Origin of the sequence: Limnohabitans sp. Rim47 (genome assembly GCF_001517545.1) — a bacterium.
GTDB lineage: Bacteria > Pseudomonadota > Gammaproteobacteria > Burkholderiales > Burkholderiaceae_C > Limnohabitans_A.
The window spans coordinates 511,783-526,901 of the sequence record NZ_FBYA01000003.1; the positions used below are offsets into that span (position 1 = coordinate 511,783).

17 protein-coding genes are annotated in these 15,119 nt (G+C 59.3%); 8 read left to right on the forward strand and 9 right to left on the reverse strand.

Features of this window, described 5'->3' with window-relative positions; genetic code table 11:
* The first annotated feature begins 27 nt into the window (after window positions 1-27).
* The 5 genes from BN3544_RS10265 to ntrC all read left to right on the forward strand — a co-directional run bounded on the left by BN3544_RS10265 (window position 28) and on the right by ntrC (window position 6,277).
* Window positions 28-951 (forward strand): EI24 domain-containing protein, encoded by a 924-nt coding sequence (locus BN3544_RS10265; protein WP_019431105.1) that lies wholly within the window; start codon window positions 28-30, stop codon window positions 949-951.
* Between the two features lie 35 nt (window positions 952-986).
* Window positions 987-1,811: a competence/damage-inducible protein A gene (locus tag BN3544_RS10270; protein WP_026036852.1), complete on the forward strand. Its 825-nt coding sequence runs from the start codon at window positions 987-989 to the stop codon at window positions 1,809-1,811.
* A 287-nt stretch (window positions 1,812-2,098) separates the two neighbouring features.
* Window positions 2,099-3,514, forward strand: a complete 1,416-nt coding sequence (gene glnA / locus BN3544_RS10275) for a type I glutamate--ammonia ligase (RefSeq protein WP_019431107.1) — start codon at window positions 2,099-2,101, stop codon at window positions 3,512-3,514.
* Between the two features lie 85 nt (window positions 3,515-3,599).
* Complete coding sequence (gene glnL, locus BN3544_RS10280) at window positions 3,600-4,664, forward strand: nitrogen regulation protein NR(II) (protein ID WP_019431108.1); 1,065 nt, start codon at window positions 3,600-3,602, stop codon at window positions 4,662-4,664.
* Window positions 4,665-4,687: 23 nt separating this feature from the next.
* Window positions 4,688-6,277 (forward strand): nitrogen regulation protein NR(I), encoded by a 1,590-nt coding sequence (gene ntrC / locus BN3544_RS10285; protein ID WP_019431109.1) that lies wholly within the window; start codon window positions 4,688-4,690, stop codon window positions 6,275-6,277.
* An 8-nt stretch (window positions 6,278-6,285) separates the two neighbouring features.
* Here ntrC and BN3544_RS14555 read toward each other — a convergent pair whose 3' ends face one another.
* From BN3544_RS14555 to BN3544_RS10305, 5 genes are all read right to left on the reverse strand, one after another.
* Window positions 6,286-7,254, reverse strand: a complete 969-nt coding sequence (locus BN3544_RS14555) for a pseudouridine synthase (RefSeq protein WP_081499411.1) — start codon at window positions 7,252-7,254, stop codon at window positions 6,286-6,288.
* A 15-nt stretch (window positions 7,255-7,269) separates the two neighbouring features.
* Entirely contained in the window at window positions 7,270-7,569 is a 300-nt protein-coding gene (locus BN3544_RS10295; RefSeq protein WP_019431111.1) for a 2Fe-2S iron-sulfur cluster-binding protein, read from the reverse strand.
* Window positions 7,570-7,640: 71 nt separating this feature from the next.
* Entirely contained in the window at window positions 7,641-7,781 is a 141-nt protein-coding gene (locus BN3544_RS14375) for a hypothetical protein (protein ID WP_019427071.1), read from the reverse strand.
* Window positions 7,782-7,913: 132 nt separating this feature from the next.
* Window positions 7,914-8,552: an NAD(P)H-dependent oxidoreductase gene (locus tag BN3544_RS10300; RefSeq protein WP_019431112.1), complete on the reverse strand. Its 639-nt coding sequence runs from the start codon at window positions 8,550-8,552 to the stop codon at window positions 7,914-7,916.
* 95 nt (window positions 8,553-8,647) lie between these two features.
* Window positions 8,648-9,184 carry a pseudouridine synthase gene (locus BN3544_RS10305; protein WP_019431113.1) on the reverse strand — a complete coding sequence of 179 codons (537 nt, stop codon included), beginning with the start codon at window positions 9,182-9,184 and terminating at the stop codon, window positions 8,648-8,650.
* 61 nt (window positions 9,185-9,245) lie between these two features.
* Here BN3544_RS10305 and BN3544_RS10310 point away from each other — a divergent pair, with 61 nt between their 5' ends.
* Window positions 9,246-9,992: an SOS response-associated peptidase family protein gene (locus BN3544_RS10310; protein ID WP_019431114.1), complete on the forward strand. Its 747-nt coding sequence runs from the start codon at window positions 9,246-9,248 to the stop codon at window positions 9,990-9,992.
* Window positions 9,993-10,025: 33 nt separating this feature from the next.
* On the opposite strand, the gene yjjJ is transcribed toward BN3544_RS10310, so the two are convergent.
* The 4 genes from yjjJ to BN3544_RS10330 form a co-directional block, all read right to left on the reverse strand.
* Window positions 10,026-11,357: a type II toxin-antitoxin system HipA family toxin YjjJ gene (gene yjjJ / locus BN3544_RS10315; protein ID WP_019431115.1), complete on the reverse strand. Its 1,332-nt coding sequence runs from the start codon at window positions 11,355-11,357 to the stop codon at window positions 10,026-10,028.
* Window positions 11,358-11,640: 283 nt separating this feature from the next.
* Window positions 11,641-12,264 (reverse strand): pyridoxamine 5'-phosphate oxidase family protein, encoded by a 624-nt coding sequence (locus BN3544_RS10320; RefSeq protein WP_019431116.1) that lies wholly within the window; start codon window positions 12,262-12,264, stop codon window positions 11,641-11,643.
* A gap of 17 nt (window positions 12,265-12,281) precedes the next feature.
* Window positions 12,282-12,575, reverse strand: coding sequence for a type II toxin-antitoxin system RelE/ParE family toxin (locus BN3544_RS10325; protein WP_019431117.1), 294 nt, complete (start codon window positions 12,573-12,575; stop codon window positions 12,282-12,284).
* Entirely contained in the window at window positions 12,572-12,796 is a 225-nt protein-coding gene (locus tag BN3544_RS10330; RefSeq protein WP_019431118.1) for an addiction module protein, read from the reverse strand. Before BN3544_RS10330 ends, BN3544_RS10325 begins: the two co-directional genes overlap by 4 nt.
* 286 nt (window positions 12,797-13,082) lie before the next feature.
* Here BN3544_RS10330 and BN3544_RS14280 point away from each other — a divergent pair, with 286 nt between their 5' ends.
* Window positions 13,083-13,298 (forward strand): hypothetical protein, encoded by a 216-nt coding sequence (locus tag BN3544_RS14280; protein WP_155820573.1) that lies wholly within the window; start codon window positions 13,083-13,085, stop codon window positions 13,296-13,298.
* On the forward strand, window positions 13,295-14,866 hold the full coding sequence (locus tag BN3544_RS10335) for a type I restriction-modification system subunit M (RefSeq protein ID WP_019431119.1): 1,572 nt from the start codon (window positions 13,295-13,297) through the stop codon (window positions 14,864-14,866). Before BN3544_RS14280 ends, BN3544_RS10335 begins: the two co-directional genes overlap by 4 nt.
* The last annotated feature ends 253 nt before the right edge of the window (window positions 14,867-15,119 follow it).

The window sequence follows — 15,119 nt, forward strand, 5'->3', positions numbered from 1 at the left end:
CCCAGTTCAACTGTTAAGCTTTCAGCCATGAAACTGTTGATCGATTCTTTTTGGCGTGCTGCGGTGTATTGCCTCTACCCCCGGGTGATCGGCTTGTCGGTTTTGCCGCTGGTGTTGATCGTGGCCCTGTCCTGGTTGCTGGGTTATTGGTACTGGGACATCGCCGTGACTTGGGTGCGGGCGTGGCTGGATGCTTCCAGTTGGTTGGCGGTGGTGTGGCGTTGGCTGGAGGGCATTGGCCTGCCTGACCTGAAAACCGTGGTGGCCCCTTTGCTGGTGATTTTTTCAGTCACGCCCCTCGTTGTCGTCGCGTGCTTGCTGGCGGTGTCTTTTTTGATGACGCCATCCCTCACGCGTTTGGTGGCCGACCGGCGCTTTGTGGGCCTGCAGCGTAAACAGGGCGGCAGTTGGCTGTTCAGTTTGTGGTGGACTTTTTTGTCTTTGCTGCTGGCCTTGGGCGCTCTGTTGTTGACCTTGCCCATGTGGCTGGTGCCGCCGCTGGCCATGCTCTTGCCCGCCCTGATTTGGGGCTGGCTGACCTACCGCGTCATGGCCTTTGAGGTGTTGGCCGAGTTTGCCAGTGCCGACGAGCGCCACACCCTCATGGCCCGCCACCGCATGAGCCTGCTGGGCATGGGCGTGGTCACTGGACTCATGGGGGCAGCGCCCAGTTTGGTGTGGGCCTCGGGTGCTTTGTTTGCCGCAGCGTTTGTGATTTTGGTGCCTGTGGCCATCTGGATCTACACCCTGGTGTTTGCCTTTTCCTCGCTGTGGTTTGCCCACTTTGCATTGGCTGCTTTGTCCGCGCTGCGTCATGAACCTCAGTACGCCGCTGTCGATGAGGTTTTGCCCGCCGTGCCCCCTTCGCCCCATGTCGCCGCCCGATTGGGCGAAGACCCAGGCAACAAGCCGGATGCGGTGACCGATGTCGAACCCCGACCCAGCCTTTGAATTCTTTGAACCCTTTGAGCCAACTCCAACCCACCATGACCTGCACGACTCCCACCTTTGGCCTGATCATCATTGGCGACGAAATCATGTCTGGCAAACGCCAGGACAAGCACATGCCCAAAGTCATCGATCTCATGTCGGCCCGAGGGCTGACGCTGAGTTGGGCCGACTATGTGGGCGATTCGCCCGAGCGCATCACCGCCACGCTGCAGCGGGCCTTGGCTTCGGCCGATGTGGTGTTCAGTTGCGGCGGCATTGGCGCCACGCCTGACGACCACACCCGGCAATGCGCCGCACGGGCCCTTGGGGTGCCCTTGGCCTTGCACCCGCAAGCCAAAATGCTGATTCAAGAGCGCATGCAAGACACGGCCAAAGAGCAGGGTACGGCCTACGAGCCGGATCGCCCTGACAACATCCACCGGCTCAACATGGGCGTGTTCCCTGAGGGCGCGACCATCATCCGCAACCCTTACAACAAAATTCCCGGCTTCAGTTGCCAGGGCGTGGGTGGCGGTGCGGTGCATTTTGTGCCCGGTTTCCCGGTCATGGCCTGGCCCATGATCGAGTCGGTGCTGGACACCCAATACAGCGCCCACTTTTGTCAGGACGCCTACGTTGAAAAATCGGTGGTCATTCTGGGCGCCATGGAAGCCACTCTGACCCCGCTGATGGAGGCCATCGAAGCCGCGCACCCCGGTGTCAAGGTATTTAGCTTGCCCAGTGTGGATCACCCGCAGTGGGGCCGCCACATCGAATTGGGCGTCAAGGGAGAGCCCGGCCGTGCCGACGCGGCTTACGCCGACTTGCGCTTGGGTCTGAATGCATTTCAGCTGGAATTTGGCCCTGAATTGGTGCGTTGATTTAAAATTCACCAAAGTAGTGCGTAGCTGCACAATTTAAGTGCAATTGAGGCGGAGTCTGGAGGCGTTGGCATGGGGTGTTCCCTCAAAACCCGTGCAGCATGGGCCCATATTGGATCGCAAAAATCCAGCTTGGGTACTTTTTTTACAGCGGGCAGATGCGCAAGCGGCTTGGGTCAAGGCACAATCTTGGTCTGTTCGGGTGTGGTCCGCTGAGCCAAGTTGGCATAGAAACTGCAAGACCTGTACGACAGCTTTTTAACCCCCTTTCCATTCAGGAGAATTTGATGGCCAAGACCGTCGCAGACGTGATGAAGATGGTGAAAGAGAACGAAGTCAAGTTCGTTGACTTCCGTTTCACCGATACCCGTGGTAAGTGGCAGCACATCACTGCACCCGTGTCGCAGTTTGACGAAAGCAAGTTCGAAGAAGGCCAAGCCTTTGACGGCTCTTCTATCGCTGGCTGGAAAGGCATCGAAGCTTCGGACATGTTGTTGATCCCCGATGCCAACAGCGCCATCATCGACCCCTTCTTCGAAGAAGTCACTTTGGTCCTGATTTGCGACGTGATCGAGCCCACAGACGGCAAAGCCTATGAGCGTGACCCACGCTCGATCGCCAAACGCGCCGAGACTTACCTCAAGCAATCGGGCCTGGGCGACACCGCCTACTTCGGTCCCGAGCCAGAATTCTTCTTGTTTGACGACGTGCGCTGGAGCACCGAACCCAACAACACCTTCTACGCCATCGACGAAGCCGAAGCCCCATGGAACAGCGGCACCAAGATGGAAAACGGCAACAGCGGTCACCGCAACCGCGTCAAAGGTGGCTACTTTCCAGTGCCTCCCGTTGACAGCACGCACGACATGCGCAGCGAGATGTCCCTGATCCTCGAATCCGTAGGCATCCCGGTCGAAGTTCACCACCACGAAGTGGCTGGCGCAGGTCAGTGTGAAATCGGCACCCGTTTCTCCACACTGGTGGAGCGCGCCGACTGGACATTGCTGCAAAAGTACGTGATCCACAACGTGGCCAACGCCTACGGCAAAACCGCCACCTTCATGCCTAAGCCTTACGCTGGCGACAACGGTTCTGGCATGCACGTTCACCAGTCGATCTGGAAAGACGGCAAGAACCTGTTCGCAGGCAATGGCTACGCTGGTTTGTCTGAATTCGCCCTGTACTACATCGGCGGCATCATCAAGCACGCTCGCGCCCTGAACGCGATCACCAACCCCGGCACCAACAGCTACAAGCGTTTGGTTCCTCACTACGAAGCCCCTGTGAAATTGGCTTACTCGGCCAAGAACCGCTCGGCCTCGATCCGTATCCCCAACGTCGCCAGCGACAAGGGCCGTCGCGTGGAAGCCCGCTTCCCCGATCCATTGTGCAACCCTTACCTCGGCTTCGCAGCCTTGTTGATGGCTGGCTTGGACGGTATCGAAAACAAGATCCACCCCGGCGAAGCAGCGACCAAAGACCTGTACCACTTGCCTCCAGAAGAAGACAAGTTGGTCCCCACTGTGTGCTCCAGCCTCGATCAGGCACTGGACGCACTCAATGCAGACCGCGCTTTCTTGACTAAGGGCGGCGTGTTCACCGACTCGTGGATCGACGCGTACATCGACTTGAAGATGCAAGAAGTCAACCGCAGCCGCGTTGAAGTCTCGCCCGTCGAATACGACATGTACTACTCGCTTTAAGCGGTATGCACCCTATTGCACATCGCCGTGCAATCAACGCAAAGGACGGCTTCGGCCGTCCTTTTTTTTGGACAGATCTGATGCCATGACCGTGCCCGTTTCCCGATTCCAGGCCTTTGATTTGTTGGCCACTCCCGTGGCGGTGTTGCAAGGTCAGGGCCGCGTGCGCTTTGTCAACGCTGCGCTGGAAGACGCCTTGGGCTTGTCCAGACGCACGCTGTTTGAGACCCAGATGGCTGACTATTTTCTGGACCCACAGCCGCTGATCACGGCCCTGGCAGGGGCGCAGTCGAACGAATTTGCCGCGCTGCGCTACGAAGCCCAAATGCGGCGCGTGCACCATGAAGACCCTTTGCCGGTGCATGTGATCGTGGCCCCGTCCGATCAAGATGGCGAAGTGATTGTGGAGTTGTTGCCCGTGGAGCAACAAACACGGCAAGAGCGCGAAGAGCGCTTGCTTGACCAAGCGCAGGCCAACAAAGAGCTGATCCGCAACCTCGCGCATGAAATCAAAAACCCATTGGGCGGCATTCGCGGCTCGGCCCAGCTGCTGGAGATGGAGCTCGACAGCAAAGAGCTGACCGAATACACGCAGGTCATCATCCACGAAGCCGACCGCCTGCAAACCTTGGTGGACCGCCTGCTGGCCCCACACCGTCGCCCGCATGTGGTGGGCGATGTCAACATCCACGAAGTGTGCGAACGCGTGCGCACACTGATCTTGGCCGAGTTCCCTAAGGGGCTGAAGGTCGTGCGCGATTACGACATCTCGATCCCCGAGTTTCGGGGTGACCGCGAGCAGCTCATTCAGGCCGTGCTCAACATTGCACACAACGCATCGCAAGCGTTGCAAGAGCGCATCGCGCAAGGCGATGGCCAGATCACACTCAAGAGCCGCATCTTGCGTCAAGTCACTTTTGGCAAGCAGCGTTACCGCCTGGCATTGGAATTGCATGTCATCGACAACGGGCCTGGTGTACCAGACTCGATCAAGGACCGCATTTTCTTCCCGTTGATCTCGGGGCGCGAAGGCGGCTCCGGCTTGGGGCTCACATTGGCGCAAACCTTTGTTCAGCAACACCACGGCATGATCGAGTGTGACAGCGAGCCCGGCCGTACGGATTTCAAGATTTTGATTCCGTTGCCTTGAGAACCACAGAAAGTGCCACGTTGATGAAGCCGATCTGGATCGTAGACGATGACCAATCCATTCGCTTTGTGCTTGAAAAAGCACTGCTGCGCGAAGGCTTGCCCACACGCAGCTTCACCAACCCGCGCGAGGTCTTGAAGGCGCTGGACTCAGAAAGCGAAGCCGATGGCCCGCAGGTGCTGGTCAGCGACATTCGCATGCCCGGTGGCTCGGGGCTGGATTTGCTGGCCACCATCAAGCAGCGCATGCCCGGTTTGCCGGTGATCATCATGACCGCGTTTTCCGATTTGGACAGCGCCGTGTCTGCCTTCTCCAGCGGCGCCTTTGAATACCTGCCCAAGCCGTTTGATTTGCCCAAGGCGGTCGAGCTGATCCGCCGCGCCGTGGGCGAGAGCCAGCGCGAAGACGTGGCCGAAGAAAAGATGGCCGATGCGCCAGAGATGCTGGGCCAAGCCCCGGCCATGCAAGATGTGTTTCGCGGCATTGGCCGCTTGGCGCAAAGTCATGTCACGGTGCTCATCACGGGCGAATCGGGCTCAGGCAAAGAGCTGGTGGCGCATGCGCTGCACAAACATTCGCCCCGCGCCAACCAGCCCTTTGTGGCCATCAACACCGCCGCCATTCCCAAAGATTTGCTTGAGAGCGAACTGTTTGGGCACGAGCGCGGCGCCTTCACGGGCGCACAAGCCTCGCGACGGGGCCGCTTTGAACAGGCCGACGGCGGCACGCTGTTTCTGGACGAAATTGGGGACATGCCGTTTGACCTGCAAACCCGCTTGCTGCGCGTTTTGTCAGATGGCCATTTTTACCGAGTCGGTGGGCACAGCGCGGTCAAAGCCAACGTGCGCGTGATCGCCGCCACGCACCAAGACCTAGAGCAACGCGTCAAGGAAGGTGTGTTTCGCGAAGACCTGTACCACCGCTTGAACGTGATTCGCCTGCGCCTGCCGGCTTTGCGCGAGCGGCGCGAAGACGTGCCCATGCTGGCACGCTACTTTTTGCAGCGCAGTGCACAACAATTGGGCGTGGAGCCCAAACGCATTGCAGACGCAGCCCTTGAACGCTTGAGCCATTTCCAGTTTCCAGGCAACGTGCGCCAGCTGGAAAACATCTGCCATTGGCTGACCGTGATGGCTCCCGCGCAAGTGATTGAAGTCAAGGATTTGCCACCCGAAGTGCTGGAAAGCCGCCCCAGCTTGGCCCCGGCTGCTGGGCCTTTCACGGCACTGTCGTCGGGTGTCGCCGCCTCTGTGGTTGCCTCTGTGACGCAGCCGAGTGGCGCAGGGCTGGATGTGTCATCGGATGCCCCTCAGGCGACTTTGGTGGCAGGGTCTGATCTGTCAGCTACCGGAGATGTTTTTGCGCTGGGTGTTTCTGGTGCCTCTGCGGTGACCGCTTCGACATGGGAGCCGGGTTTGGAGCAAGAGGCGCTGGCCCTGCTGAATGCCGGGCGCACTGACGTTTGGGATGTGCTGACTCGCCGCTTTGAGACCAGCCTGATTCAGGCTGCGCTGGCCACCACACGGGGCCGCCGCATCGAGGCTGCGCAGAAGTTGGGAATTGGCCGCAACACCATCACCCGCAAAATTCAGGAACTGGGCATCGACGACTGACAGTTTGCTCAGTTCTTGCGGGCCACCCAATAGGTGGCGCCTTCTGGGCCGTATTGCTCTGCATGGGGTTCGTCACGCGACAACGCGAACTCGTCGCCCGGGGTCAGGTAGCGCTTTTGGTGGCTGCCGTCTGGTGCTGTGCAGCTCAGCCACATTTGCCCAGCAGTGACGCGGGCTTTGACCGCAAACGGGTGGGTGTGCACATCCAGCACCACGTGGGGCTCCCATCGTCGTTCAAGTACCTCGTCAAAACCTTCGGCCAAGGCTTGTTGTTGGAAGTCTTCAAAGGTCATCTGTGGCTCGTTCTTGAATGTTCCGTATGGGGCGTGGGCTGACCAATCCGTCGGGGCAGAAAACGCCATCGGCGCATCGGTGAACGGGTGCGGAAATGCCAGCGATTGCGCGTGCAGCATCAAGCGCGGGCTGAGGGCCCGCACGGGAGCCGGGGCGTACAGTGCATCGCCCAACATGGGGTGGCCAATGCTTTGCAGGTGCACGCGCAGTTGGTGCGTACGGCCTGTGACGGGTTCCAGTTCTAACAGCGTGGCGGTATCGCTGCTTTGCACAGCACGCCAACGGCTGCGGCTGGGTTTGCCATCGGGGTGCACGATGTGAATTGGGCGGCGCTCCCAGTCCAGCAGGATCGGCCCGTCGATGGTGCGCCAGCCGTCTTCGTCGGTGGGCACCTCGTGTTGACTTTGCAGCACTTGCCCGGCCACCACGGCCACGTAGCGTTTGTGTACCTGGCGGGTTTCAAACAGGCGGCTCATGCGGCGTTGCGCCTCAATGCCACGGGCCATGACCAGCAGGCCCGAGGTGTCTTGGTCCAGGCGGTGCACCACCAGCGCTTCGGGGTAAATCGCTTGCACGCGGCGGGCGAGGCAGTCTTGCTTGTCGGGGCCGCGACCGGGCACCGACAACAAACCGCTGGGTTTTTCCAGCACCAACAGGTGTTCGTCTTCGTGGACCGGAGTCATGTGTTGCAGCGCCACTCAAACCGCCGTGGCGGTAGGTTGTTCCAGCACCACGTTGGACAAGGGCCGTGCCACGCAAGGCAGCACCAGCCCTTCGGCCTTTTCTTCGGCCGACAGGCCGGGCCATTCCACGGTGTAGGTCACTTGGCCGCTCAACAGCTGGCAAATGCAGGTGCGGCAGGTGCCGTTTCGGCATGAGCTGGGCAATTGCACCCGCGACATCTCGGCCGCTTCGAGCAAGGTCAGATCGCCCTCGACATCGAATTGCAGCTCGGCGGGCAGTACCCGGGCAGTGAAGATCTGGAAATTCTCTGGCATGTGCTTAAGCGTTTGCAGGCAGGCTGGCTGGCCCCGCCATGCCGGGCAGTGGTGTGCTTTGTCTGTGCGCTTTATTTGTCTTTGACTTTGCCGCGAGGCGCCACAAAGGTGGAGGGTGCCATCGGGCGGTCCGATGTGAACGTCTTGGGGGGAGACGTGTCTTTCTTTGGCTTCTTGGCCATTTTGTTGCTGCGTTGTTCGCCTTTGGCCATGTTCGTTTCCTTGTAGACCTTCCCGAATTGGGAGCCCTCTGATGTTAAAGCACAAAGCCGCAGGGTCTGCGGCTTTGTAGGGGGCTTGGTGTGGTCATGGCTTGCCGTTACTGCGGCATGCACCTCCTTACGTTACTTCACTTCGGTGACGAATGTTTCACGCGGACGGCGGACCTTTTTCAGGTTAGCCAACCAGTCGCCTTCACTGGCGCGGTAACCCAGGGGCACGATCACCACGCTGCGCAGGCCGCGAGCGCGCAGGCCCAGAATTTCGTCCACGGCTTTGGGGTCAAAGCCTTCCATCGGGGTGGCGTCGACTTCTTCAAAAGCGGCTGCAATCAAGGATGCACCCAAGCCAATGTAGGCTTGGCGAGCGGCATGCTCAAAGTTGACTTGTTCATCGCGTGCAGGGTAGTTGTTGAGCAACATTTGGCGGTAGTTTTCCCAGCCTTCGTTGGTGCCGCCGCGCTGCGCGTTGGTCAGGTCAAACATCATGTTGATGCGATCGGCTGTGTAGTTGTCCCACGCCGCAAACACCAACAGGTGCGAGCCGTCGGTGACCTGACCTTGACCCCAGGCTTTGGGCTTGATCTGCTCGCGCACGGCAGGGTTGGTGACCACGAAAACTTCAAACGGCTGCAAGCCGCTGGAGGTGGGGGCCAAACGTGCGGCTTCGACAATGCGGTCCACTTTTTCTTGGGGCACGACCTTGGTCGGGTCCATTTTTTTGCAGGCGTAGCGCCATTCGAGTTTGTTCAGTAATTCAGACATTGGGGTTCCACTCAGGTGTTAACGATGCGTGATTGTGTCTGAAGACGCAGGACGTCGTTGTCACGCGTTTTCAAGCACTTTTTAAAGACGTGTCCTCAGGCCGATACTTCTTGCCAAGTGCCGCTGGGCAGCCCGTCCAGGTTGTACGGCCCCACGGCGGTGCGAATCAAACGCAGTGTGGGCAAGCCCACGGCAGCGGTCATTCGCCGCACCTGGCGGTTGCGGCCTTCGCGAATACTCAGTTCCAGCCACGAAGTCGGAATGCTCTGCCGCTCGCGAATGGGCGGATTGCGCGGCCACAGGTCGGCAGGCGCTGGCACCGCACGGGCGCGGGCGGGCAGGGTGGGGCCGTCGTTCAGTGTCACGCCGCGGGCCAAGGCCGTCAGTGCTTTGTCGTTCACCATGCCCTCCACCTGCACCAGATAGGTTTTTTCCATCTTGAAGCGCGGGTCGGCAATGCGGGCCTGTAATGGGCCATCGTCGGTCAGCAGCAGCAAGCCTTCGCTGTCGGCATCCAGCCGTCCCGCCACGTACACGCCGGGCAGGTCGATGTGGTCTTTCAGTCCGCGCCAGCGACCCTCGGGGGTGAATTGGCTGAGCACGCCATAAGGTTTGTTGAAGCGGATCAGCATGGGCAAGTCACGAGGTGCATGGGCAAGGGCGTGAGCGTATCAGGTCGGTTAGCATCCACGCATGAGCACCCAATACGAATGCCTGAAAAGCGCCGACCTGTACGCTGAAGCCTTTGGCATCGCCCCCCCTGAAACCTTGCTGGGCAAAGAAGTCTGGCCACGTCAACAAGGCTTTTTCATCCGCAAAGCCTTTGTGCCTGGGCAGCCAGCCCCAGAAACTGGCGCTGAACCCACTTCGGAGACTGGCGCACCCGCGGCCAACATTTCAGACGCCATGACAGACCCTGTTCCTGCCCCCGCCAGCCCGCTGGAGCTGGCGCAAGGCCAGTTTGGTTTGGTGCCCACTTGGGTCAAGTCGGCCTCAGACGCCAAACTGCGCTCGACTAAGCTGGCCGTCACACGCTACGAAACCATGAGCACCGCCACGCCCACGCGAGAGACTTGGCTCAACGCCCAGCGCTGCATCATCCCGATGCAAGCTTTTATTGAAGACGACTGGCGCAATCGCAAAGCCGTGCCCACCCGCATTGCCCGCGTGGACGGTAAACCCATGGGCGTGGCAGGCCTGTGGGAGCGCTGGACCCAGGACGGCGAAGAAATCATCAGCTACACCCTGCTCACGGTCAATGCCAACAGCCACGCTTTGATGAACCGTTATGGGCAAAACGGCAATGAAAAACGCATGCCCGCCATCCTGAACGAGGGTGCTTATGGGGCCTGGCTGACGGCACCGCTGGAAAAAGCCCGCGAGTTCATGCGGGCCTACCCGACCCAATTGTTGCTGGCCAACCCGGTGCAAAAAAAGTAAGCCCCTGCGACACAGCCAACCCGTTTGGGTGCTTCAAGCGCGTTGCACCACCGCCACATTGGCCAGCGCCAAGGCCCTAAAGCCCTCAGAAATTCGCTCATCGGCAGCGGCGGTCTGCCAAAACTGTGCCGCCAAAGCCTTGGCTTGCGGCCATACCGCCAAGGTGCTGGCGCTAGGGTGCAGAGGTCGGGCAGCAAAATCCCGCGCCACCACTTCACCGTGAATGGGCGCATACAGCATGGGCAACATGTCGTAGGTGGGCGACAACTGCCAATCGTCCTTGTGCAGCAAAAAGGAAATGTTGCCGTAATGCCGGTCGGTGTTGCCAATCAGCTGACCATAGGCGTCCAGCAGCTTCAGGTGCCCAGCATCTTGCGCGGTGACCAATTGCCGCGCTGCCATGCGCTGCGCCGTAGCGGCCCAATTGTCCATTTGGCCCACGTATTGCGCGTCGTAGACCAGCAGCGACACCATGCCCAAACGCCCTTGTTCCGTGCGGTCAAAGCGCGTGGACTCTAGAAACACCCGCCCGCCTGCCGTCACGATGCGCGTTTGCGCGGCGGGCAAGCCGGCATCGGCCAATGTTTGCAGCGCCAAGTGCTCGCACACCAGCAGATCTCGGGTGCGCTGATCGGCCGGGGCATCGCCTGCGGGAGAAAACTTCACCAACACCGGGCGTTGCTGGCCGGGTTCGTCCAAGCGGGCGCAAAACTTGGGTTGCTCACCCCCGGCCGATGAACCCGCTTGCGTACCCTGCATCACCAAATCGGCCAAGCGTGGGTAATCGAGATCGGGCTGCGCCACATCGGCTTGGGGCGGCATTTGCCGCAAATACCGGTCCAGCGCAGGCTGCCCTACGATCAGGTTGCCCGGCAGGTCGTCGCCCATTTGCACCAAGGCCCTGAGCGCATCGTCATCACTCCAGTAGCGCAAGTCGGCGGGCAAATTCAGCTCGGGGTGGGCCTGCACAAAAGTGCGTCCCATGAAACCTTGGGGTCGCATGTCGCTCAAAAACCAGGGCAAACCGTCGTGCATCTCGGTCACACCATCGGCCTCATCGACCCAAAACCGCCCACCCTGCAAAGCCACCATGCGCCCAAAGGGGCTGACCTGGCCGTGCACATCGACCCGCATGATGGGCACTTCGGCCCCCACGCCATCGATCGGGCGCGGCAACAAATAGCGCTGCGACCGAGCCGCCCCGACCTTGAGCACCGTGCCCGCGCGCAGCAAGCCTGACAGCGCCCGCGACACCGTGGCCTGGCTCACGCCCAAGCGCATTTGCAGCTCGGTGCTGCTGGCGGCGCCGCCCAGCTGGCCCAGTGCGTTGGTCAAGCGGGTGCTGAGGTCGGTGCTGGCGGGCATGGCATCTCTTGGTGAATAGATAGTGCATGCCTAATTTAACAGAGCTCAGTGATTATTTGACTTGATTTATGAATAGATATTTTTAATCTGATGATGTCAGCACGCTGCGCACGCATGGCCGGTCTTCCTGGCTCCCGAACCCCCTTCGACCCAGTGCCTGTTGAACAGGCAGCGCCCGCCAAGCCATGCGGGGCAAGGGTTTGCGCGGATGTCCACGGTGTTGTCCACAGCTTCATGCACAGACATCTGGAGCAACTGTGTGCCCCTTGCCGGCGCACAGACCTCAAAGCGACTGCCGGTAGCGCGCCAGCATCTGGGCCTGGGTTTCGGCCTCGGCTTCGGTTATTTGGCCATGGAAGGCCCGCATCTGATCGCGCAACATCTCGCCCATGCTGGGCATTTGCGACCGGTCGGTGTGGCGCGAAGCATCCCACAAGCCAGAACGCATGAAGGCCTTGGCGCAATGCAAGTACACCGACTCCACCGCCAGGCGGATCACCAGCGCGGGCGTGCGCCGCGCATCGGCACACAGCGCCAAATCGGCCGGGTTGGTCGACAGCACGGCACGGCCATTCACGCGCAAGGTCTCGTCAAAGCCCGGCACCATGAACAAAGTGCCCAGGCGCCCTGTGGCGACGATGTTTTCCAGTGTGTCCAGCCGGTTGTTGCCCGGCGCGTCGGGGATCAGCAGGGTTTGCGCATCCAGCACCTTGACGAAGCCCGCATCGCCCCCGCGCGGCGATGCATCCATGTGCCCGTGCGCATCGCTGCTGGCCAGCACCACAAAGGGCGACAAGCCAATGAATTGCAACGCATGCGTGTCGAGCGACGGGATTTCTTTTTTGACCGAACGCTCACGGGCCGGGTCGTAGAGCTGGCGCAGGGCGGGGAGGGTGGTGATGTGCATGGATAACTTCAGCGAATTCAATTCACACGGCTTTGCCAATACGCAGGCCGACGGTGCAAATGGGCGACGGCCACGATCAGAATGCCTTGTTCATCTTGGCTGTAAATCACGCCGTATGGAAATCTCCGCAGTCGGCAGCGACGCGTCTGGCTTGAAAGTGGATGCCAGCCGTGGGGATGACGTTCAATGAGTTGAAGCGTGCGCAGAAACTCCACCAAAAACGAATCGCCCAAGCCCGGCGCTTGTTGAGCGTACCAATGGATGGCCTCGTCCAGCTCAACTTGAGCGGCGGGCAGCAGCCTCACGCTCATGTCGTTTTGATTTGGTATTTGGCAATGACCTCGTTCAGTGGGATGGCGTTAACCTCACCCCGGCGGTAAGCGGCCAGACGACTTTCTGCTTCTTGTGCCCATTGCGCGTCCAGAGAATCGTCCCGCTCGTCCAAGGTGTCCAGGATCTGATCGACCAGGGCCATGCGCTCCTCGGGGGGCAGTTGTAATGCTTGATTGCAGAGTTGTTTGGCGGTGGGCATGTGGGGCTCCAAAAGGCGGTGGAAAGTCAGTTTAGCGAAGTTCAGCGCTCATGGAAATTCAAGCCGTTATCTGACCAAGTTCTGCAGCATGGCCGCACCTGAATACCAAGCTGCGAGGGTTAAAACCCCGACCCCGACCCACTCAAAAACGCCAGCTTCTCAGGCGTGGACTCGCGTACCAACATGGCACAGATTTGGAATAAATGGGTGGGGGTAGCGGCCAAAGCGCAGGGTGTTTGGCTGAGCCAGAAATAATGGGCGAGCTTTATGTGTCAATATCCGCACGGTGAGCGAAGACCTGAAAAACATATTTGCTGACAACGAGTTAGAGCAAAAACTACAACACCCACCAAAGCCCAACCGACCCACGATGCCAAAGGCTAGCGCGATGGGTGACATATTGAGCCCTGCACTTGATATGCTGGCCACCATTGCGCGTGATTCAAAAAGTCCAACCAAACACCCTCAATTCACCCCAAACAACAACAAGGTTTCAGAATGACGAGTATTCAGCAGCGCGCAGCTTTGCAAAGCCAAATTTGGAAAATAGCCAACGACGTCCGTGGAGCCGTCGATGGCTGGGACTTCAAGCAATACGTGCTGGGCACCCTGTTCTACCGCTTCATCAGCGAAAACTTTGCGGCCTACATCGAAGGCGGTGACGACAGCATCGATTACGCCGTGCTGTCCGACGTGGTCATCACGCCCGAAATCCGAGACGACGCCATCAAAACCAAGGGCTACTTCATCTACCCCAGCCAGCTGTTTGCCCGGGTCGTCGCCAGCGCCAACGGCAACGAAAGCCTGAACACCGACCTGGCGGCCATCTTTCAATCCATTGAAAACTCCGCCTTGGGCTACCCGTCGGAGCGCGACATTCGCGGCCTGTTTGCCGACTTCGACACCACCAGCAACCGCCTGGGCAACACCGTCAAAGACAAAAACACCCGCTTGGCCGCCGTGCTCAAAGGCGTGGCCGAGCTGGACTTTGGCGACTTTGGCGGCAGCGATTTCGAGACTCACCAAATCGACCTGTTTGGCGATGCCTATGAGTTCCTGATTTCCAACTACGCCGCCAACGCGGGCAAGTCGGGCGGCGAGTTCTTCACGCCCCAGCATGTGTCCAAGCTCATTGCTCAGCTGGCCATGCACAAACAAACCAGCGTCAACAAGATTTACGACCCGGCCTGTGGTTCAGGATCGCTGCTGCTGCAAGCCAAAAAACACTTTGACCAGCATCTGATTCAAGACGGCTTTTGGGGCCAAGAGCTCAACCACACCACCTACAACTTGGCGCGCATGAACATGTTCTTGCACAACGTCAACTACGACAAGTTCAACATCCAGCTGGGCGACACCCTGATTGACCCGCACTTTGGTGATGACAAACCGTTTGACGCCATCGTCTCTAACCCGCCGTATTCGGTGAAGTGGATCGGCAGCGACGACCCCACCCTCATCAACGACGACCGCTTTGCCCCCGCAGGCGTGCTGGCCCCCAAGAGCAAGGCAGACTTTGCCTTTGTGTTGCACGCGCTCAGCTACCTCTCTAGCAAAGGCCGTGCCGCCATCGTCTGCTTTCCGGGCATCTTTTACCGGGGCGGTGCAGAGCAAAAAATCCGCCAATACCTGGTGGACAACAACCATGTGGAAACCGTCATCTCGCTGGCGCCCAACCTGTTTTACGGCACCACCATTGCCGTGACCATTCTGGTGCTGTCCAAACACAAGGCCGACACCACCACCCAGTTTATTGACGCTAGCGCCTTGTTCAAGAAAGAAACCAACAACAACACACTGCTGGACACGCACATCGACCAAATCATGGCCGTGTTCGACAGCAAGGCCAATGTGGACCACTTTGCCCGCTCGGTCAGCCATGCCGACATCGCCGCTAACGACTACAACCTGTCCGTGAGCAGCTACTTGCAGGCCAAAGATACCCGGGAATTGGTGGATATTACCCAGCTCAATGCCCAACTCAAAACCACCGTGGCGAAGATCGACCAACTGCGGAAAGACATTGACGCCATCGTGGCCGAGATTGAAGGCGCGGAGCAAGAGGCATGAGAAGCGTTGGCTTTTTGGACAAGCTGCTGGATGGCGCTGAGGTGGAGTGGAAGCCACTCGGTGATCTACTTGTTCGAACTAAAGGAACAAAGATCACTGCAGGCCTGTTGCCGCCGACCGAAAACTGACCATCTAAACCTAGGAGTGCCGACTCAAAATTGACCAGGGTGTTCAACTGGCCTGCTGAAATATTCAGCAGGAGAGCAAGAAGGTGATCACCATGGAAATGATAGGCAAGGTCAGGCGCATGAAG

What these genes read in the sequence shown, in the direction of transcription:
- BN3544_RS10265 (WP_019431105.1), top strand. Translation starts at nt 28, where the DNA reads ATGAAACTGTTGATCGATTCTTTTTGGCGTGCTGCGGTGTATTGCCTC.
- BN3544_RS10270 (WP_026036852.1), top strand. Translation starts at nt 987, where the DNA reads ATGACCTGCACGACTCCCACCTTTGGCCTGATCATCATTGGCGACGAA.
- glnA (WP_019431107.1), top strand. Translation starts at nt 2,099, where the DNA reads ATGGCCAAGACCGTCGCAGACGTGATGAAGATGGTGAAAGAGAACGAA.
- glnL (WP_019431108.1), top strand. Translation starts at nt 3,600, where the DNA reads ATGACCGTGCCCGTTTCCCGATTCCAGGCCTTTGATTTGTTGGCCACT.
- ntrC (WP_019431109.1), top strand. Translation starts at nt 4,688, where the DNA reads ATGAAGCCGATCTGGATCGTAGACGATGACCAATCCATTCGCTTTGTG.
- BN3544_RS14555 (WP_081499411.1), bottom strand. Translation starts at nt 7,254, where the DNA reads ATGACTCCGGTCCACGAAGACGAACACCTGTTGGTGCTGGAAAAACCC.
- BN3544_RS10295 (WP_019431111.1), bottom strand. Translation starts at nt 7,569, where the DNA reads ATGCCAGAGAATTTCCAGATCTTCACTGCCCGGGTACTGCCCGCCGAG.
- BN3544_RS14375 (WP_019427071.1), bottom strand. Translation starts at nt 7,781, where the DNA reads ATGGCCAAAGGCGAACAACGCAGCAACAAAATGGCCAAGAAGCCAAAG.
- BN3544_RS10300 (WP_019431112.1), bottom strand. Translation starts at nt 8,552, where the DNA reads ATGTCTGAATTACTGAACAAACTCGAATGGCGCTACGCCTGCAAAAAA.
- BN3544_RS10305 (WP_019431113.1), bottom strand. Translation starts at nt 9,184, where the DNA reads ATGCTGATCCGCTTCAACAAACCTTATGGCGTGCTCAGCCAATTCACC.
- BN3544_RS10310 (WP_019431114.1), top strand. Translation starts at nt 9,246, where the DNA reads ATGAGCACCCAATACGAATGCCTGAAAAGCGCCGACCTGTACGCTGAA.
- yjjJ (WP_019431115.1), bottom strand. Translation starts at nt 11,357, where the DNA reads ATGCCCGCCAGCACCGACCTCAGCACCCGCTTGACCAACGCACTGGGC.
- BN3544_RS10320 (WP_019431116.1), bottom strand. Translation starts at nt 12,264, where the DNA reads ATGCACATCACCACCCTCCCCGCCCTGCGCCAGCTCTACGACCCGGCC.
- BN3544_RS10325 (WP_019431117.1), bottom strand. Translation starts at nt 12,575, where the DNA reads ATGAGCGTGAGGCTGCTGCCCGCCGCTCAAGTTGAGCTGGACGAGGCC.
- BN3544_RS10330 (WP_019431118.1), bottom strand. Translation starts at nt 12,796, where the DNA reads ATGCCCACCGCCAAACAACTCTGCAATCAAGCATTACAACTGCCCCCC.
- BN3544_RS10335 (WP_019431119.1), top strand. Translation starts at nt 13,295, where the DNA reads ATGACGAGTATTCAGCAGCGCGCAGCTTTGCAAAGCCAAATTTGGAAA.